Below are 19458 nucleotides of genomic sequence, written 5' to 3'. Positions count from 1 at the left end.
AAGCCAAATTCGACCTGTCGCTGTCGATGCCGGTCCCGCCCGGAGCCAGTGCCGACGCGAGGGAAATGGCGCTGAGCGACATGGTCCCGTACACCGTGCACTACGATGACGAGACCGTCATCACCAAGGATGACGGGCTAGTGCAGGTCGTCAAGGTGGACGGCCTTTACTTCGAATCGTTGAGCGCCGAGCAGATCCGTCAGTTCGAGTCCCGGCGTAATACCGTGCTGCGCTCGATCGCCAACAGCGACCGGGGCATCTACGTCCATCTGATTCGCCGCAAGGTGAACCAGTATCCGGCAGGCGAGGGCGGAACGTGGTTCGCGCGCAAGTTCAATGCGGCCTGGCGCGAGCGCTATCGCCAGCGCTCGTTCTACGTGAACGAGATTTATATCTCGATCGTTCGCAACCGCTTTCGCCACGGCGCGCCCGGCGTGCTCGATCGCCTGTTCTCGCTGGTATCAGGCGAGAAGCTCACGCAAGACGATCTGGCATCGTTCGAGGAACAGGCCAAGGACGTTCATGAGGCGTCTAACTTTGTGGTGCAGACGCTGGCGGCCTATGGCGCGCGCAAGCTGCGAGTTCAGCGCCGGCCACAGTGGGTGAGTGACATCGTGAGTGCGGCCGAAGCGCGCGTCGCGATCGAGCAGTTCAAACTCGACTGGCACAAGTTTGTGACGGATCTCGGCCAGCGCGAGACCTATGGCCGTGACGAAGTGCTCGACTATCTCGGGGAAAACTACACCGAGATCGGGGCGTTTCTGCACTACCTGATCAATCTTGAAGACGAGCGCGTGCCCGTGACCGAGCTGCCGCTTGATCGCACGCTGGCCGTCTCGTGGGTCGATTTCAAGATGGTCAGCAACATGATGGCCGTGCAGAACCTCAGCGGTACGCGCGCCGCAGCGATGCTGAGCATGGCCGAGTGGCCGTCGCGCACGCCCTCGCGCATGCTCGACGAATTTTTGCAGCAGCCGGTTGAGTACATCATCACGCAATCGTTCTTCTTTACCGACCGCATCAGCGCTGAGCATGACATGCGTCAGGAGCGTCGGCGCCTGGCGGTCAACGATCACGAGGGCGTGGCCGAGGAAGACAAGGACGAGATCACGCGGGGGCTACAAGACCTCACGCGCGGTCGCTCGGTCAACGGCCTGCATCATTTGACCATGCTGGTGCATGTCCCGGCCACCGTGAAGCGTGTTGATGCCCTTGATAACCGACGTGAAACGATAGCCGAGCTCGATGCCGCCGTCGGCTTGCTCAAGAAGGCATTTGTGAATCTCGGCGTGAAGCCCGTGCGCGAATGGTTCGCCCTGGAAACGTTCTTCTGGGCGCAACTGCCGGGTCAGGCGCAACACTTCATGGGCCGGCGCGGCAAGATCAAGTCGGGCAACTTCGCCGGCTTTGCGTCGTTGCACAACTTTGCAGTGGGCAAGATCGACGAGAACCTGTGGGGGCCGGCCATCATGCCATTCGAGACCGAGAGCGGCACGGCCTACTACTTCAATTTCCATCGCGAGATGGAGGGGATGGTAGCTGGCCATTTCGCTCTCACGGCCGACACCGGCGCGGGCAAGACCACGCTGCTGGCCGCGCTGGTGACGATGGCCGACAAAGCGTTGCCGCGCGTGTTCTGGTTCGACAACCGAGAAGGCGCCAAGGTATTCATGTGCATGATGGGTGGTCGGCACACGACGCTTTCCGTGCAGGGCACGACCGGTTGGAACCCGTTCAGCCTGCCCGATACGCCCGAGAACCGCGCCTATCTGGTCGAACTGCTCACGCTGATGCGCACCTGCTACGGCGGCAAGCTGGTTCCCGATGACATTGACCGGTTCAAGTCGGCGGTGACCGAGAACTACGAACTGCCCGTCGAAGACCGCCGGTTGCGCAACGTGGCCTGGTGCTTTGGCCAGAGCGAGCTCGCCAAAGACATGCGCGTGTGGCACGGCGCCAACGGCGTTGCGGGCGCGAATGCGGGCGTGTTCGATAACGAGACCGACAACATCGATTTGCGTACGTGCCGGCATTACTGCTACGAGATGCGGCAACTGATCAAGGATGGCACTGCCCGCCCGGAGTTGCCCGTAGTGCTGAGCTACCCATTTCATCGCATCGAGCAGTCGATGAACGGCGAGCCGTTCATCATCGTGCTCGAGGAAGGGCAAAACCTCGTCAAGCACGCCTATTGGCGCGAGAAGATCGACAGCTACCTCATGCAGATTCGCCGCAAGAACGGCATTCTCGGTTTCGTCACCCCCGACGCCAAATTTCTTTACAGCGAAACCGACTCGATCAAGAAGCAGACGGCGACCAAGCTGTATCTGCCCAACGGCAACGCGAGCCGCGCGGACCTGATCGACGAGCTCGAGCTCACGCCCGCGGAGTACGACTTCATTCGGGACACCCCACCCGAAGCCTACAAGTTTCTGATCCGGCGCGGCAACGAGTCGATCCGGGCGGTGTTCGATCTGTCCGACTTGCCGGAGTTCATTCCGGTGCTGTCCTCGAACGATAAGGGCGTCGCGCTCATGCACGAGCTCATGCGTGAATTCGGCACCGAAGATCCCGAGGTCTGGGGGCCGGTGTTTATGGAACGCGCGCTGGCGCGCAACACCCACAACCTCGCGCACAACCTCACGAGCCAAGGAGCACGCGCATGAAAAACGCTCACGTAGCATTCACCGTTGCGGTTGCAGGGGCATCACTCGGGATCTCCGCGCCCGCGCCCGCGGGTGGCATTCCGACGTTCGACGAGGCGACGGTGCTTCAGTTGCAACAGCAGTTCAAACAGTTGGAGCAGCAATACGAAACGCTCAAGAGCCAGTATGCGGCGATCACGGGCACCTACGGCCGCGGGCAAATCGGCCTGAGCGATGCCCTGCATGCGGCGTCGGTGGTGCCGGGATCGTGGCAGGAAGTTGTCGCGCAGCAGCAAAGCGGCGCGTTCGCCTCGAAGCAGGCCGATTACGAGAAGCTCATCAAAACGATGCCGCAGGATGTTTTTGCCAATCCTCAAGCGCAGGACGCCACGTCGTACAAGATGAGTACCGATGCCGTGCGTGCTGCGCTCGCCGGTGGCGACGCGCTGTATTCGGAAGTCCAGACGCACCTGATCAATCTGGCACGCCTGAGCCAGCAGATCGACGTCACGACGAACATCAAGGACGCACAGGATCTGCAAAACCGCATTTCGAGCGAGAACGGCATGTTGCAGAGCGCGATGGCCAAGCTCAATACGATGAACATGAATCTGCAAGCGAACATGGTGAACGAGCAGAACCAGGCGACGGCCGCGACGCAGAAGTATTTCCGCCGCTCCGGACAGTGAGCCGTCCTCGCCTGTGAGACACAACAGCCAACAAGGAGCCGCCATCATGAAATTTTTCGCTTTTTTGCCCGCGATCGTGCTGACGTGGCCAATGATCCTGCTCGTCAGGAAGAGTTGGCGTCTGTTCATGATGCTGGTTCTCGCAGCACTCCTTTCGGGCTGCGCGAGCACACCGAACAAGTTCGACAAGTCGCCGTGTGGCTGCGAATTCAACCGGCTCAACACGGGCAGCTTCGGAGGGACGACCCATGCGTAGCGTCTGGATGGTCGTATCTGGCTTTGCGATGGCTGTGGCCATCGGCGGAGCGGTGTACTACCTCCTTCCGAGGCAGTCAGCGGAACCGGACGCCAGCGCTTTCAGCGTACCGCCCCAACCATCGAATGACAGCCGTGTACGTGTCGTGCCAGCTGACAATCCGCTGCTGACCGCTAGTCGACGGCAATTGGGCCGGTGGGTTCCCCTTTATCCCATCCGCTGCGGGGAAATTCTCTTCGAAAATGCCGATCCCACGGCCCGAAACTTCACATTTTGCATTGGCGAAATACGCAACCGTGTTGCCCACTATACCGGCGCGTCAATCAGTCGTAACGACGTGCTTGATCCTCGGGTCAAGGCGCATTGGCAAGAAGTGATGGGAGCGAAATAGGATGGCCAACATGACCTTACATGGCTTGGTGGGGGCTGCGGACGGGGTCACCCAATCGTTTCTGTCGCAAACGTACCCGGCCATCGCAGATGCAATCTCGACTCCGCTTTACTTCGCTGCCGTGCTCTATTGGGCGATCTTTGGCTACCAGGTTTATGCCGGATATGCCAGCTTCCAGTGGAAAGACTTCCTCGCGAAATGCGTCATGACGGTGGCGGTATTCGGCACGCTCAGCTGGGGCGGTCTGGCACAGAAGCTCTACAACGCCTTCGTGTCGTTCATGGAGAGCACCGCGGCAACGATTATGGCCGGGCAGCCCACGGCCTCGATGCTTGATGCGTTGTATAGCAATGTGGATGCCGTTTCTACACGGCTTCGTGCATTGGACCTCTATCAATTCGCCATGATCTGTGACGGCATTTTTCTGTTCGCCTTGAACTCCCTTCTGTTTGTTCTCGCGCTCGTCTATATGACCATCGCCAAGTTTGGGCTGGCGATCACGATGGTGCTTTGCCCCTTGTTTATCGGTTTTCTGATGTTTCCGCAAACGCGACAGTGGTTCATGAACTGGCTGAGCATGATGCTGAATTTCTGCTTCATTTACATCTTGGTCATCGCCATTGTTCGCTTTGGTTATATGGCGTTTGGCGATGCCATCGCGACGGCGGGAATGGTCGCGCAGTCTGAAAATTTGGCAACCAGTGAGCAAACCGCTCAGCTCGTCCTCGTGGAAGGCGTCTTGATCTTGTTCATGCTGGGCGTTCGCGGGTGGGCGTCGGCCCTTGCGGGTGGTGCTTCGTCGTCGACTGGCGTGTTGATGATGATCGTGCGCATGGCGCTCTCGAAAGGGGCGGTCAGATGAATTTCGGACGTGGCACTTTCAAAGGCGACGCCAATACCCAAAGTTTGCAACTGGGCGGCTCGAACAAGCTCAAGCAGGAGCGAAACCGCGCCTATCTGTTCATCGGTCTGCTGCTCTTCGTCGTCGGCGGCATGGCGAGCGCCATCACGGTGCTCGCAACCATCCATACCGTGATCCCCGTCGTGTCCGTGATGGATGCCAACGGCCACGTACTCAAACAACAGGTGGTGGACCGGGAGACGATCACAGGACAGGAGAGCTTCGTTCAGAGCCAGGTGTACGACTTCATCATGGACTGCAACACTTTCGATCCGGCATGGCGACAGCGCTTTGCCGATCTGTGCCGGCTGCACGCCACGCCCGACGTGGCGCGCCAGTACGACGCGGAAACTGCTGCGGAGAACTCGCAAAACCCGTACTACCTGGTCGGGCAGGGGGGGCGACGTTATCCCAAAATCACCGGCATTACCTCGTTGGGCAAAGATGCCTATCAGGTGTCGTTTCAGTCGATTACCGAGAAAGCTGGCACGGAGCCGAAGACGGAGTACTACACCGCGCTGGTGCGCTACACCTTCACGTTCAAACCGCTCGCGCTGGGCGATCGCTGGGAAAACGCGCTGGGTTTCGCCGCGACGGCGTATCGCAAAGATCAGGAACTGAGCCGGCAGTAACCTGCGTTAATAATCGACGTCAATGACCGGCACCCGTCATCGAATTCAGCAAGGACACCGACCATGAAACCCAACGCTGCGTCCCTCGCGCTTGTTCTTCTGGGCGGTGTCTGCGTGCCGCTGGCGCTGGCCCCGGCGTGGGCCGCCAAAAAGCCCAAACAGCTGGTGACCGACGATCGGGTGAAACAGGTGGCCTACGATCCCAATCAGGTCTATGAGCTGGTCGGCACGTATGGCTATCAGACCTCGATCGAATTCGCCGACGACGAGACGGTCAAGGTCGTGACCGTAGGCGACTCGATCGCCTGGCAGACGGTGCCGTACCAGAACCGCCTTTTCATCAAGCCGGTCGAGCCGAACGCGGCCACGAACCTGACCGTGATTACGGACAAGCGCACGTATTACTTCAAGCTCATGAGCGCGAAGAACCGCGCTTCGCAGACCTTCCTGGTGCGCTTCATCTATCCGAATACCAACACGGGCCAGTCAGGCGGTACGGGCCGATCTAACCACGGCTTCGACCCGTCGAAGCTCAATCTCGATTACGGCACCTCGGGCAATAAGTCGGCCATCCGGCTGACTCGCGCCTTTGATGACGGTCAATTCACTTACTTCCTGTTCGACCAGAACGCCGAGATCCCGACCGTGTACACCGTGGGGCCGGACGGGACCGAGTCCATCGTCAACACGCGGCGCGAAGGCACGTACCTGGTGGTCGAGCGCACGGCGAGCCTCTTCACGTTGCGCAATGGCGACGCGTATCTGTGCGTGCAGAACAACGCCAATCCGTATCAGCGTGCGCTCGGTGGTTCGGTGAGGGCTCCGGCGCGCAATCCGACGCATCCCGGAGGGGGAAACTGACATGAGCGACCCTGCCGGAGAACCCGAGGAGGACCGCGAGGCGGCCGTGCGCGAGTGGGAACAGCACCACCATCATTCGCTGGTGGCCGATGGCCGCAAGAAGAAGGCGGGCGGCATCGCCATGGTCGCAGTCGCGGCGGCCGTGCTCGCTGCTGCCGGGTACATCAAGCACGTCAGTAGCGAACCGGCGAAGCCGGCGGGTAACAGCGAGCTGAGCATTGCCGAGCGTAAGCCGGTGCCGAAACTCAAGGATCAGGAGGGGGCCGGCGTACCGGTGGCGGTGTCCGCACCCGCCGCGCCCGCCGCGCCGGCCACAACGCCGGCGAGCGCGACGCCCGGCGATGACCCAATGGCCGCCCAGCGCGAACAGATGGAGCTGCAACGGCAGGAACAGGCGCGCCGCATGCTCGAAGCGCGCATGAAGTCGGCCATCATCGCGCCGAATACCAACAACCCAGCGGCCGGCGTGCGCGGCGAGGCAGGGCAGGCCCATGCCGGTGCGCTCGGTGGCGGCAGTGGGGGTGGCGGCGCGCAAGATCCGAATTCGCGCTTCGCACGGGCCGTCTCGGGGAATGGTGTTGCCGTCGGTCAGGCGCACCAGATCGACAACCTGCCCTACAAGATTTTGCAAGGCAAGCTCATTGAGGCCGTGCTGGAGCCGCGCGCGATCTCCGATTTGCCCGGCATGGTGTGTGCGACCGTGCAGCGTGACGTGTACGGCGCACAGGACCGGCACAAGCTGATTCCCTGGGGTTCGCGCGTGTGCGGTGTGTACAGCGCCGAAGTGCGCAAGGGGCAGGACCGGCTGTTCGTGATCTGGAACACGGTGCGCCGACCCGACGGCGTCGAGGTGGCGCTCGACAGCGCCGGCGCCGACCAGCTTGGCACGTCCGGTATGGGCGGTCTTGTGGACACGCATTTTGCGGAGGTCTTCGGCATGTCCGCGCTGCTGTCGATCATCGGTGCGGGCGCTGCGACCGTCGGGGTGAATCCGGTCGATCAGTACAACTCCGCGGCCGCCTATCGGCAGTCGGTGCAGCAGGCGGCCGCGCAAACCTCGCAGTCGGTGCTTCAGCCGTATATCAACATCGCGCCCACCATCACCGTGCCGGCCGGCTCGCGCGTGCGCATTTACGTGAACCAGGATCTCGATTTCACGCCGGTCTATCAGGCAGATATCGATGCTGCCCGCGCCGCCGCAAAGCATGGCGGCGTGACGTTCATCCAGTGAGGGCCGGCCCATGTCACAGATCGCTTCGTTTCGCGCCAAGCTCTCGCTGCTGACCGACTATCTCGATGATCCTGGCATCACCGAAGTCGCAATCAACCGGCCCGGGGAAGTGTGGATCGGCCGGCAGGGCCAACGCTATATGCAGCACGTCGATGTGCCGGAGCTGACCTACCGGCTGCTCGAATCGCTGGCCGAGGTGACCGCCGCGTACACCAATCAGGAAACCGATCGGGAGCGGCCACTGCTGGCGGCCACGATGCCGATCAATCTGGCGGAGGGCGTGGATGACACCGAGCGCGGCGGCTACCGCGTGCAGGTCGTGCGCCCACCGGCCGTCGAGGAAAAGACCATCGCGCTGTGTATTCGCAAGCCCACGCTGCTCGATATCGGGCTGGATCAATACTGCGAGCAGGGGGCGTTCGATCGCGTGAACGCGCCGCTCGAGGACGGCGATGATTCGGACGAACGGCTGCGGGAATTGTACCGGGGGCGCAAGTGGGAAGCGTTTTTGCGCGGCGCGGTTCGCGCGCACAAGAACATTGTGATCTCGGCCGGCGCGAACGCCGGCAAGACCACGTTACTTAACGCGCTGCTCAAAGAGATTCCGGAGCATGAGCGCATCGTGACCATCGAAGACGCGCGCGAAATCCGGCCGCGCCAGCGTAACTGTCTGCACATGCTGTATTCGAGAGGCGGGCAAGGGGCGGCGCGCGTCACGGCCGTAGAGCTCCTCGAAGCGATGCTGCGCCTCACGCCCGACCGGCCGATTATGGGGGAGCTGCGCGGTGCGGAAGCGTATGCCTATCTCGAGTTGCTTAACTCCGGGCACGCCGGCTCGATTACGACGATTCACGCGGACAGTCCGCAGCTGATGTACGAGCGCCTCTCACAAATGGTGATGCGCTTCGGCGCGGCGATGAGCCGCGACCAGATTATCGCGTATGCGAAGTCGCTGATACAGGTGGTGGTGCAGTTCAAGCGCGCTGCGGATGGCTGCCGCTACGTCTCGGAGATCCTCTATGAAGGCGCTTAACGGGAAGGCGACCGCCGCGCGCGTACTCACTGTGGTGGTGGCGCTGCCGATGCTGCCATGCGCCGCGCGTGCGCACACGCCGACACAGCCACAATCGCAGCCGCCGGCGACGTTGCTCGAGACCCCGTTCGAGACCTTGGCCGCTCAGTGCGCGCCGGACGTTCACCCGTCCACGCTGCGAGGCGTGGTGAGCACGGAATCCTCGGGCAACCCTTATGCCATCGGCGTGGTGGGTGCGCGCCTCGAGCGTCAGCCTCGCAATCTGGCCGAAGCGGTCGCCACGGCTCGCGAGTTAGCGCGCAAGGGCTTCAATTTCTCGATGGGGCTCGGGCAGGTGAATCGCGGCAACCTTGCGAGGTACGGCGAAACCTACGAAACGGTGTTCGATCCATGCCGCAACCTCAAAACGGGCGGTGCCATCCTCAGGGATTGTTATGCGCGGGCCAAGGCGCAAATGCGCGACGACCAGCACGCCTTGCGCGCCGCATTCAGCTGCTACTACTCAGGCAACTTTGCGCGCGGATTCCGCCCGGACAAAGCGGGGCAGCCCAGCTATGTGCAGAAGGTCGTGGCACACGCCAGTGATGCGGTGCCGCCGATCCCGGTGGTGCCGGCGATCGAGCCACTCGAAGCGACCCAACCACCCGGCAGCGAAGGGGCGATTCCGGCGTTACCGGCGGCCGGGGCGGCTGCGGGATCGGCCAAGTCTGGCGGTGCACCGCCGCAATGGGTTTTCTTCGCGGACGCACCATCGCACGAAGAGCGGGCGACGCCCTCGTCCGCGTTTTCGACAGGCGGAACGCCCGATAGCCCCGCGGTGCAAGTCCGACGGGTGACGTCAGGTACGGCGGATTTGAAAGGCGCCGAGGGCGCGCGCGACGCCACCGTGGCCCGGCCAGAAGTCGGCGCGCCTCGTGAGGCACGCGCGGTGCGGACAAAGCGCCCCACGGCGAACAATGTTCAGAAGGAAGCTCCCTTCGTGCAGTTTGCGAATTGAGCGACGTGTGGCCCAAAGACAGCTCACTTGGCTCGCATATGAAAATCAGGAGACAACGCGATGAAGAATCGGCTTATCGCACTGCTCATCGTGGGCGCTGCCGCCTCCGCGCACGCTTCCGACTTTGGCTGCAAGGTGCTGTTGTGCCTGGCGAATCCGGCATCGAACGGTGGTCCCCAAGGGGTCGCCGAATGCGTGGCGCCGATCGACCGGCTCTACCACGATCTGGACAAGGGCCGACCGTTTCCGACATGCGACCTCGCGGATGGCAACGACGGTGGCAGCTATGCCCGCCAGGTCTACGACCCTTACGACCCATGTCCTCCGCCGCTGCGGCCGGCCACACGCGGCGCCTACGTCGTGCAGGGCCGGCGCAATGTGGGCAATGGCGGCAACCCCGGCAGTGGCGGGAGAGGCTGGGACGGCAGCGGGCAGTACACGTTAAGCGGTCAACCGCAGATTTCCGAGTCGCAAAGTGGCCAGAGTGGCGGCGGGACAGGCCCGCGCGCCTGCGTCGGCAAGCCGGTCGGCACTTATACCATTGGCGGCTATGACGACAGTGTCACGGTCAACGTGTTCGAGCAGGTGCTCTGGCAGCCGCCCCAGAATCCGCGTGCCATTGACGTGTTTATCAACAACGTTCGGCAACAGCGCGTGCGCTGGTGACCGAGAGAGCGAGAGAGGAAAAGTGATGCGTCGATCTATCGTTTGCGCCGCCTGGTTGGCCTTCGCCTTTGTGACGGAGGCGCACGGCCTCACGTTTGACGGCTTAGCCGGCGGGTATAACACGGCCTCCGCCGAGCCGGGATCCGCAGCGCGCGCGCCGACTGCCGAAGCCGCTCGCGTCGCGGAAGTTGCTTTTTCGCCGGAGGCAGGCGGCGAAGCGTTGGTGCTCAAGGCGATGGGGGCCGCGACTACGTCCATCCGCCTGGCTGGCTACCTCTTCACGTCGCCGCCCGTGGTCCGCGCCCTGCTCGATGCGAAGCGGCGCGGCGTCGATGTGGCGGTCATAGTCGATGACAAGGGCACCCGTTCGACCGCGTCCCGGCAGGCGCTCAACCTGTTGGTCAACGCCGGCGTTGCGACCCGCACGGTCAGCGTCTACGCGGTCCATCACGACAAATACGTGGTCATCGACGGCCTGCACGTCGAGACGGGGAGCTTCAATTTCACCGTGGGGGCCGCAAAGCGCAATAGCGAAAACGTGCTGGTCCTGTGGAATTACCCCGTGCTGGCCGCTCAGTATCTTGCGCACTGGCAAAGCCGCTGGGAGCAAGGCCGGCCGTACCGGCCGAGTGACTAGCATAGGTCGGCCGCCGGCCGGCGAAACCATCCCACCATCGGGAGCCAGTGATGCAGAAACATGAGGTCGAAAATGCCACGCTGCTCTTTGGCGTCAGTCTGCCGATCGCCGGCTGGCTCGCAGGTGCGTGGGCGGCGCATGTCCCGCTTCGCCCGCTACCCGAAGCACTCACCGCCGTGCTGCGGATGACCCCGCACCATCCGCTGATCGCCGGCGGGGCGATGCTCGGGTTGGGACTCGCCGCAGCGAGCGCTTACGTGGTGCACGAATACGGTGACGACGGCTTCCGCGGCGCCCCGTATCGCCGCTGGATGCGCGGCGCCCGCATGGCGAACTGGCATCGCGTCAAGCGTCAGGTCAACGCGGCCAACCGTCGCGAGAACCGGCGTCGGCGCAAGGACGATGAGGCCGCGACCGCTTTGGCCCCCATCATGGTCGGGGCTATGCCGATGCCGATCCGTCTGGAGAATCGCAATACGCTCATTTGCGCGTCCGTGGGCGCGGGCAAGTCCGTGGCCATGGAGAGCATGATCGCCTCGGCCGTGAAGCGGCGCGACAAGATGGCGGTGATCGACCCCAATGGCACGTTCTATTCAAAGTTCGCCTTTCCCGGGGACACGATTCTCAACCCGTTCGACCGCCGCACGGCAGGCTGGACGCTGTTTAACGAGGTCAAGGGCGTGCATGACTTTGACCGCATGGCCAAGAGCGTGATCCCGCCGCAGGTCGATCCGAATGATGAGCAATGGTGCGCCTACGCGCGCGACGTGCTCGCCGACACCATGCGCAAGCTCGTCGAGACCGACGCGCCCGATCAGGACAGGCTCGTAAATTTGCTGGTGCGAGAGGATGGCGAGGCGATCCGCGAATTTCTCGAGAACACCGATTCGCAAGGCTACTTTCGGGTGAACGCCGAGAAGGCCATCGCCTCAATCCAATTCATGATGAACAAGTATGTGCGCCCGCTGCGCTTCATGAGCCAGGGCGACTTCTCGCTGCACACGTGGGTGCACGCCCCGCATGCCGGCAATCTGTTCATCACGTGGCGGGAAGACATGCGCACGGCGCAAAGGCCGCTGGTGGCCGCGTGGATCGACACGATTTGCGCCACGATCCTGAGCTATGCGCCGATGACCGGCGCCCGTCTGTGGCTGTTTCTCGACGAGCTGGAGTCGCTCGGCAAGCTTGAGTCGTTTGTCCCGGCCGCCACCAAGGGGCGCAAGCACGGACTGCGCATGGTCGGCACGATCCAGGATTGGGCGCAACTCGACGAAGCGTACGGCACGGACGCGGCCAAGACGCTGCTCGCGTGCTTTCGCAACTATCTGATCTTCGGCGCGTCGAACGCGCTGAATGCGGACAAGGCCAGCGAGATCCTCGGCAAGCAGCACGTCGAGCGCGTCCAGGTCACGTCCAACGCCGGCCGGGGCGGGGCCGGCCTCAGCCGCCAGGTGCTCGCCAGTCCGCCCGAGCCGGTCGTGCTCGACTCGGAAATCTCGAACCTGCGCGATCTGCACGGCTACGTCATGTTTGCCGAGGACTTTCCGATTGCCCGCATCACGCTGCCCTATGTGAACTATCCGCATCGCGCAGCGGCGATCGAGGTCAAGTAAGGAGTGCGCCATGCTCAACGTGACCCCGATTCGCGGCAACAACCAATACGCGGCGGCGCATTATTTCGCAGCCGCCGACGATTACTACGCCAAGGAACATTGCGGCGAGTGGCAGGGCGAAGCGGCACGGCTGCTCGGGCTCACCGGGCCAATCGAGCAGGCCCAGTTTTCGCGCCTGCTCGATGGACAGATGCCCAATGGCGAGCGCATCCAGACGACGTTCGACAGGAGCGCTCACAAAAAGCGTATGGGGCTGGACCTCACGTTTTCGGCCCCCAAGTCGGTGTCGATGCAGGCGCTTGTCGCCGGTGACCGGCAGGTCAGTGCCGCGCATGACCGCGCCGTCACGCGCGCCCTCGAGCAGGTCGAGCGGCTCGCCAAGGCGCGCAAGAAGGTCCAGGGCAAGAGTTGTCACGAGCGGACCGGGAAGTTGGTCATCGGCAAATTCCGGCACGAAATGAGCCGCGCCAAAGACCCGCAACTGCACACGCACGCCGTGGTGTTAAACATGACGCGGCGCGCCGACGGCGCGTGGCGCGCGCTGTCCAACGAGGACATTTTCGGCGCAAAAAAGGCGATCGATGCCATTTACCAGGCGGAGTTGGCTAAGGGGCTCCTGGCGATCGGTTATCAAATTCGCGTGGTGGACGACAAGGGCAATTTTGAGTTGGCCCACCTCGGCCGCGAGCAGATTGAGGCGTTTTCGGCACGAAGTCACATCATCGAGCAGGCGCTGGCGAATGAGGGCAAGACGCGCGCGAGCGCGAGTACCCTGGAAAAACAGGTGATGGCACTCGCCACACGGCAGCGTAAAGACGAATCCGACCGGCAGATCGTCAAACAGTACTGGATCGAGAAAAGCCGCGAACTGGGCATCGATTATGGCGCTCGCTCGCCGCCTGACGGGCGCGGCGACGGTCCGCGCGGCGCGTTCGATCGCGCGGCGGCAATGAGCCTGCCCGTAAGCCTCACGCCGGCGCAGGCGGTGGTGCAGTACGCGATTAATCACCTCACCGAGCGTGAGGCCGTGGTGCGCGAAAGTACGCTCACGGCGACGGCCCTGCGCCGCGCAGTCGGGCTGGCGGGTATGGAAGAGGTACGGACCGAGATTCGGCGGCGGGTCGCCCAGGGGGCCCTGATCGAGTCGGTGCCGGCGTACCGCATGGCGACACCCGCGCCCGGGCCCACCGACGCTCCGGTGCTCTCATCGGCCGGCTGGGCGTGTTATTTGCGCGAAAGCAAAGGATGCACGCCCAAAGCGGCGCGCGAATATGTCGCCCATGCCATTCGGCGCGGTTCTCTCGTGCCGGTGGAGAGGCGTTATACGACGCATCAAGCGCTTGCGCGTGAGAGGGCGATTCTCGCCATTGAGCATGCCGGCCGCGCCGCCCTGGCGCCGATCCTGAGCGCCGCAGCGGTCAAAACGGCGCTCGAGGGCTCCCCCCTGAACGCTGACCAGCGTCTGGCGGTCGAGACCGTCGTCGCCACGCCGCACCGATTCGTCGGCATTCAGGGCGACGCCGGCACCGGGAAAACCTACACCGTCAATCAGGCGGTCGCGCTCATCCGACACGCGTCGGCCGACGGGGAGGGCTACCGCACCGTCGCGCTCGCGCCGTACGGCAATCAGGTCAAGATGCTCAGGAGCGCGGGACTCGACGCGCACACGCTGGCGAGCTTTCTTCGCGCCAAGGACACGCCCGTCAACGCCCGGACGCTCGTCGTGCTCGACGAGGCCGGCGTCGTCGGCGCGCGTCAGATGGAACAACTCATGCGCACGGTCGAGCAGGCCGGAGCGCGCATGGTCCTGATCGGTGACACCAAGCAGACCGAGGCCATCGAGGCCGGCAAGCCGTTCGCGCAGCTCCAGCAGGGCGGTATGCCCACCACGCGCATCAGCCAGATTACGCGGCAAGAAGACCGCGCGCTCAAAGCCGCGGTCGAACACGCCGCCGAGGGCCGCGTCACACAGTCGCTGGCGCACGTGAGCCACGTGAAAGAATACAAGGAGCCGACCGAGCGGCATCGCGCCATCGTCTCCGACTACATCGCGCTCACCGAGGCCGATCGCCGCGATACGCTGATCGTCGCTGGCACCAATGATGCCCGCCGCGAGATCAACCGCATGGTGCGTGAGTCGTTGGGGCTCACGGGCGTCGGCCGCGAGTTCGAGACTTTAACGCGGGTGGACATGACGCAGGCGCAGCGTCGCTTTGCCCCGAGCTATCAGCCGGGCATGGTGATACAGCCGGAGCGAGACTATCGGAAAGCCGGTTTGACGCGAGGCGAAACTTACCGCGTCCGGGAGGCGTTGCCGGGCAATATGCTGCTCCTGCGACGCCCGGACGGCACGACGGCCACCCTCAACCCGCGCTGCGCGACGCGGCTCAGCGTCTACCATCTGGAGCGCGCCGAGCTCTCGGTCGGCGATACCGTGCGAATTAATCGCAACGATGCCGGGCGCGACCTGACCAACGGCGACCGCATGCGGGTGGCCGGTGTGAGCCGCGGGGCGCTCACGCTTGAATCGCTCGAGCAGCGCGACGGGCGGCCGGTGCGCTCGCTCGAGCTGCCGACCCTCCGACCGCTGCACCTCGAGTACGCCTACGCATCGACCGTTCATAGCGCGCAGGGCCTGACCAGTGAGCGGGCGCTGATTGCGCTCGATACGAGGAGCCGCACCACGTCGATGAACCTTTATTACGTCGCCATCAGCCGAGCACGGCGCGAGGCCCGCGTCTACACGAATTCGCTGGGCGAGCTGCCGGACGCCATTGCCCGGCGCTTCGACAAGAGCACGGCCCTGGCGCTCCAGCGCGAACGACAGTTGTCGCGGCGCGAGGCCGGGTTGCCACCAAAAGGTGCGCTCGACGGCCAGTCGGCGCGCTCGCGACAGCCCTGCGCGCCGCTTGGGCCGCTTGAGCCGCAGCGCACGGCGCCGGCGCGCGGCAGGCAACCGCCGGGGTACGGGCGCTTTGACTAACCCGAGGCCATCAAAGCGCGGGCGGCGCCCCGGTGGACCCCGTAAGGGGTGCGTTCTGTGTATTGAGGTTTTCGGGCCCGTTAAGGGACCAAAAACCTCCAGGGTTAAGGACGTTCATACGATATAGGCCGAAGGCCGTCGGGTGTCGGCGACAGAAAGCGGACAAAGCGTGAACAAACAGAAGGCATACAGAAGACAAAGCGGGGACATCAGGTAGGCAGGTTGGGTACAAACAGAGGACGAGCGGGGGACAGGTGGAGGACAACATGACGACGGTGGCGAATTCACAATGAAGACCGACGCGCAACAGGCTATCCAGCAGACCGCACCGACCACGAAAGCGGCGCAATTACGCGAAGTGATGCCGCAGATCGAGGCGAAGCTCGCCGCAGGGGTACGGCTCGGCACGATTCACCGGGCACTGACAGATGCGGGTTTCGAGCTGACGTTCCAGACGCTCAAGACGTACCTGTATCGATACCGAAAGCAGCGTCGGGCAAAGTCCGCGGGGCGGCAGGCAGAGCCTGTCGACTCACGGACGGCCGCGGCACCGGCGTCACCCCGGCCCGAGGCGGGCGTGTCGCAGGAGAATGTCCCGCCCGCAACAGATAGCGGGCCTCCCCCGCCGCGAGAACCGCTCTCGGTGCAGGAGATCGATCGTCTGATGAAGCCCGATCCGGCAGAACTGGCCGAACGGATCGCGCGCTATGAGCGTATCGCGATAGAGAAAGAAAGGAGCCGAAAATGAAAGTCGCCGTCTTAAATTTCAGCGGAAATCCGGGTAAGACCACGCTGGTCGACCATCTGCTCGCGCCGCGCATGAACGCGCCGAGGTTCGAGATCGAGACTCTCAATGCCGGCTCGGCCGACACCGGCGCGCTGCGCCTGAAGGGCCGCGACTACGGCGGGCTGCAAGAGGGCCTGATGATGCTGGACTCGGCCATCGTCGACGTGGGCGCGTCCAACGTCGAGGAATTTATCAAACAGATGGGCCAATTCGAAGGGTCGCACGACGAGTTTGACTATTTCGTGGTGCCTGCGGTGAGCGAGAAAAAGCAACAAACCGACACTGTGAACACGATTGAGACACTGGCTGGCCTCGGCGTGCCGGCCCAGAAAATCCGCGTGGTGTTCAACAAGGTCGAACTCGAAGACGCGAGCGACGTGCCGCGCCTGTTTCGCACGATCTTCGGCCTGCATGAAGACACCCGCAGCTTCACGCTGCGAGCAGACGCCGTGGTGTTCAAAAACGAGATTTTCGAGCGGCTGCGGGGACTGAACAAATCCGTCGCCGACGTTGTCGCCGATGACACGGACTATCGGGCCGTGCTGCGCGAAGCGAGTGATGAAGCGACCCGCTCGCGCGCAGTGAGCATGATCAGCGCCCAGCGACTCGCCAGATCCGCCCACAAGAACCTCGAGAACGTCTACCGGGCGTTGTTCAGGTGATCGGGAGGGGCCATGACCACTGATGTCTCCACCGCGCGCGAAGCGCTAATGGCCGAGCTGCTGCAGGAGGCGGACGCGCTCGTGCGTCGCTTTGAGCAGGCGGATGAGACGCTGGCCGCCAGGATGGAGCAGGCAACCACGGACGCGGCCGGTAAGGCGTTTCTGGCCGCCCGGCTTAACTTTGAGACCGTCATCGACAACAATGCCGCGAAGCTGACCGAGGCTGGCCGCCACGCGGCGGCGCAGATCGGCAATCAACTCAATGATGGCGCGGCGCAGCTCGTCGCGGCGAACCTCGCGCTTGAGCGCAAGGCGCGGCGCTTCGTGCTGCTGCTCGTCGGCTTCGCGTTGGTTGCGGGGGCGGTAGGTGGATTCGTCGGGGCCCGGCTGGCGGGCCTCTGAGGCGAGGACACTGAAAGACGGGCGGCCCTCGCGTCATCGCCTCGGCCAGTCTTGCCCGTGCGCTTTTTTGCCCGCGACAATTGCGCACTTAGCGGTGCGGGCATCCGGCTGTTGCGTCCCCCGGCTGCTTTGCAAGCACCGTGACATAAAAAACCCGGCCGAAGCCGGGCAAATCCCATTTGCGACGACAAGCGTCGCACGATTTGATTTCTCGTATCGCGCGACGCTCGGACAACGTTACCCGGCAATTCGTCGGTGTCCACCCCCGCGACAGCGATGCGCGGCGTGTCAGCCTCGGCGTCCGAATTTGCGGCCCCCTCCAAGTTGGCTCCGTTCCCGCATTGCAGCACCTTCGACAGCGCTCGCTTCTTGAACTCAACAGAATACGTTTGTTTCACCTTCATCCTGCACCTCTGCCTTTACTTGATAAGAAAAATTCAGAGGCAACAACTATTCTGACGTCGGGGGCGGTCAATCTCACGGCGTCCGTCGCACGTTACCCTGCGGCCGAGCTTGGCACCTCCATCGTTGCCTTGTCCGACTCCAGCGTGATCAGGGCTTGCTCTGACTCAGTGAGGAAGGGGCGCGATGGCAGCAGACGAATTGCTGACTACCCCCGATTGTCGATCCAGTCGCGTGCCCATGTGGAGGCGTGTCCAAGTGCCTGCATTTCGTTAACGAAATAGTCGAGCGCGTGGAACGTATAGGCGGCTGACTCTGCTTCAGCGACGTCACTTCGCACGAGCAAGAGGTTGGCGGCAAACCAGCCGTCCGGTAGCCGATAGGCGGAAGGGGAGACTAAATACCCGTTGTAATGGTGGCTATGGTTATTATTTTTCATAAGCGATAAGCGAGAGACTTGCATGGCATTTAGCACCATACAAATGGATAACTACGAAGTGGGAGCGAGAGAGGAATCGTGTCGAGAAGACAAACGATGCGCACCTTGAAACGGTGCGATCAGATCGGGAGCGCAAAGCTCCGCGAGGATGCTATTCAAGCAAAGGGCCGGTGTACCGGCCCTTGAATTACTTTATTGCGGGCTGATATTTGCTGCCTGCAAACCCTTCGGGCCACGCTTGGTCTCGTACCTCACCTTCTGATTCTCTGCGAGCGTTTTGAAACCCTCGCCTCGAACTTCGGAGAAGTGAGCGAACAGATCGTCGCCGCCTGCATCCGGCGTAATGAAGCCAAAGCCCTTGCTATCGTTGAACCACTTAACAGTACCGGTTTCCATGACAATTCCTTGAAATAAACGTAATAAGCTCGTTGCGGAGCGCAAAAAATTTCAAGGAGGAGGAGAGGACAGCGAATACCGCGCAGAGGAGAGGACGCAGAAAAATGATGATCAGCAATCGAGCTTCTTGAATCTTTCAGCGCCGACAATACATTGATAAGCTGGTACTGTCAAGGCGTTTCGTGGAGCGCTACTGCGAGGTCTACCGTGTGTGTCAGACCGAGCATCGCCATAGCTGTCAACGCCGGTTTAAATCTGACCCACCGGGGATGCGGCTATTTTCTTGGACTGTTTTACGTCGTTAACCCGAGGCTTTCACGGTACTCGATGGGGCTGAGATAGCCAAGGGAGCCCTTGATCCGCTTTTCGTTGTACCAGCGAATGTAGGCGTTCAGTGCCTCTACGAATTGCACGATGGTCGTCGAACGCCAGTCCCCTGGATAGAACATTTCGGTCTTCAGCCTTCCGAAGAATCCCTCACAGGCCGCATTGTCTGGTGAGCAGGCTTTACGCGACATGGATCGGATCAGATTAGCCTTTGCAACTCGCGATAGCCAGCCAGGCCAACGGTAGTGGCCACCCCGATCGGAATGTACGATCGGCTTCTCATCGTCCTCGGTCACGGTCTCGATAGCCGCATCTAACATGGTATTCACGAGCTCGGCGTCGGGGCTTGTGCCAATCGACCAACTGACTACCATGCCATCGAAGCAGTCGATCATCGGCGATAGATATACCTTCCCGGCCGGGATCTGGAACTCGGAGTGGAGCGGCCCCATGAAACACCGGACACAGCGACCCACTTACAATAACGGGTAGGCATAAGACTGTGTTT

18 protein-coding genes and 2 pseudogenes are annotated in these 19458 nt (G+C 62.5%); 17 read left to right on the top strand and 3 right to left on the bottom strand.

Going from position 1 to position 19458, the window contains the following annotated elements; genetic code table 11:
- Positions 1-14: 14 nt before the first annotated feature.
- The 17 genes from MB84_RS27065 to MB84_RS26990 all read left to right on the top strand — a co-directional run bounded on the left by MB84_RS27065 (position 15) and on the right by MB84_RS26990 (position 17386).
- Positions 15-2666 carry a VirB4 family type IV secretion/conjugal transfer ATPase gene (locus MB84_RS27065; RefSeq protein WP_052654619.1) on the top strand — a complete coding sequence of 884 codons (2652 nt, stop codon included), beginning with the start codon at positions 15-17 and terminating at the stop codon, positions 2664-2666.
- Positions 2663-3334, top strand: a complete 672-nt coding sequence (locus tag MB84_RS27060; RefSeq protein ID WP_052654085.1) for a TrbJ/VirB5 family protein — start codon at positions 2663-2665, stop codon at positions 3332-3334. The genes MB84_RS27065 and MB84_RS27060 overlap by 4 nt, the downstream gene beginning before the upstream one ends.
- A gap of 46 nt (positions 3335-3380) precedes the next feature.
- Complete coding sequence (locus MB84_RS27055) at positions 3381-3590, top strand: hypothetical protein (protein ID WP_052654083.1); 210 nt, start codon at positions 3381-3383, stop codon at positions 3588-3590.
- Positions 3583-3981, top strand: a complete 399-nt coding sequence (locus MB84_RS29570; RefSeq protein ID WP_084010144.1) for a hypothetical protein — start codon at positions 3583-3585, stop codon at positions 3979-3981. Before MB84_RS27055 ends, MB84_RS29570 begins: the two co-directional genes overlap by 8 nt.
- A gap of 1 nt (position 3982) precedes the next feature.
- Positions 3983-4843: a TrbL/VirB6 family protein gene (locus MB84_RS27050; protein WP_052654080.1), complete on the top strand. Its 861-nt coding sequence runs from the start codon at positions 3983-3985 to the stop codon at positions 4841-4843.
- Entirely contained in the window at positions 4840-5514 is a 675-nt protein-coding gene (locus MB84_RS27045; RefSeq protein ID WP_052654077.1) for a VirB8 family type IV secretion system protein, read from the top strand. The genes MB84_RS27050 and MB84_RS27045 overlap by 4 nt, the downstream gene beginning before the upstream one ends.
- A 63-nt stretch (positions 5515-5577) precedes the next feature.
- Entirely contained in the window at positions 5578-6375 is a 798-nt protein-coding gene (gene virB9, locus MB84_RS27040) for a P-type conjugative transfer protein VirB9 (protein WP_052654074.1), read from the top strand.
- A gap of 1 nt (position 6376) precedes the next feature.
- Entirely contained in the window at positions 6377-7606 is a 1230-nt protein-coding gene (locus MB84_RS27035; RefSeq protein ID WP_052654073.1) for a TrbI/VirB10 family protein, read from the top strand.
- Positions 7607-7616: 10 nt separating this feature from the next.
- Positions 7617-8639 carry a P-type DNA transfer ATPase VirB11 gene (gene virB11 / locus MB84_RS27030; RefSeq protein WP_052654070.1) on the top strand — a complete coding sequence of 341 codons (1023 nt, stop codon included), beginning with the start codon at positions 7617-7619 and terminating at the stop codon, positions 8637-8639.
- Positions 8626-9636: a lytic transglycosylase domain-containing protein gene (locus MB84_RS27025; protein ID WP_052654067.1), complete on the top strand. Its 1011-nt coding sequence runs from the start codon at positions 8626-8628 to the stop codon at positions 9634-9636. Before virB11 ends, MB84_RS27025 begins: the two co-directional genes overlap by 14 nt.
- 60 nt (positions 9637-9696) lie before the next feature.
- Positions 9697-10302: a hypothetical protein gene (locus MB84_RS27020; protein ID WP_052654064.1), complete on the top strand. Its 606-nt coding sequence runs from the start codon at positions 9697-9699 to the stop codon at positions 10300-10302.
- 55 nt (positions 10303-10357) lie between these two features.
- The gene (locus MB84_RS27015; RefSeq protein WP_425415935.1) at positions 10358-10939 is read left to right on the top strand and encodes a phospholipase D family nuclease; all 582 of its coding nucleotides are present in this window, start codon (positions 10358-10360) and stop codon (positions 10937-10939) included.
- A gap of 50 nt (positions 10940-10989) precedes the next feature.
- Positions 10990-12552: a type IV secretion system DNA-binding domain-containing protein gene (locus tag MB84_RS27010; protein ID WP_052654059.1), complete on the top strand. Its 1563-nt coding sequence runs from the start codon at positions 10990-10992 to the stop codon at positions 12550-12552.
- Positions 12553-12562: 10 nt separating this feature from the next.
- On the top strand, positions 12563-15535 hold the full coding sequence (mobF, locus tag MB84_RS27005) for a MobF family relaxase (RefSeq protein WP_052654056.1): 2973 nt from the start codon (positions 12563-12565) through the stop codon (positions 15533-15535).
- 289 nt (positions 15536-15824) lie between these two features.
- Complete coding sequence (locus MB84_RS27000) at positions 15825-16283, top strand: hypothetical protein (RefSeq protein WP_052654053.1); 459 nt, start codon at positions 15825-15827, stop codon at positions 16281-16283.
- A complete protein-coding gene (gene stbB / locus MB84_RS26995) occupies positions 16280-16984 on the top strand; it encodes a StbB family protein (protein ID WP_052654050.1) in 705 nt (234 codons plus the stop codon). Before MB84_RS27000 ends, stbB begins: the two co-directional genes overlap by 4 nt.
- A gap of 48 nt (positions 16985-17032) precedes the next feature.
- Positions 17033-17386: a hypothetical protein gene (locus tag MB84_RS26990; protein WP_052654617.1), complete on the top strand. Its 354-nt coding sequence runs from the start codon at positions 17033-17035 to the stop codon at positions 17384-17386.
- 499 nt (positions 17387-17885) lie between these two features.
- On the opposite strand, the pseudogene MB84_RS31540 reads toward MB84_RS26990, so the two are convergent.
- From MB84_RS31540 to MB84_RS26975, 3 genes and pseudogenes are all read right to left on the bottom strand, one after another.
- Positions 17886-17957: pseudogene (locus MB84_RS31540) on the bottom strand (biotin/lipoyl-containing protein); the annotation flags it as partial.
- A 462-nt stretch (positions 17958-18419) separates the two neighbouring features.
- Positions 18420-18623 (bottom strand): cold-shock protein, encoded by a 204-nt coding sequence (locus tag MB84_RS26980; protein WP_052654047.1) that lies wholly within the window; start codon positions 18621-18623, stop codon positions 18420-18422.
- Between the two features lie 293 nt (positions 18624-18916).
- A pseudogene (locus tag MB84_RS26975) lies at positions 18917-19387 on the bottom strand (IS3 family transposase); the annotation flags it as partial.
- Positions 19388-19458 lie beyond the last annotated feature (71 nt).

This window comes from Pandoraea oxalativorans (assembly GCF_000972785.3).
Lineage (GTDB): Bacteria > Pseudomonadota > Gammaproteobacteria > Burkholderiales > Burkholderiaceae > Pandoraea > Pandoraea oxalativorans.
This window is presented reverse-complemented; position numbering and strand designations above follow the sequence as displayed.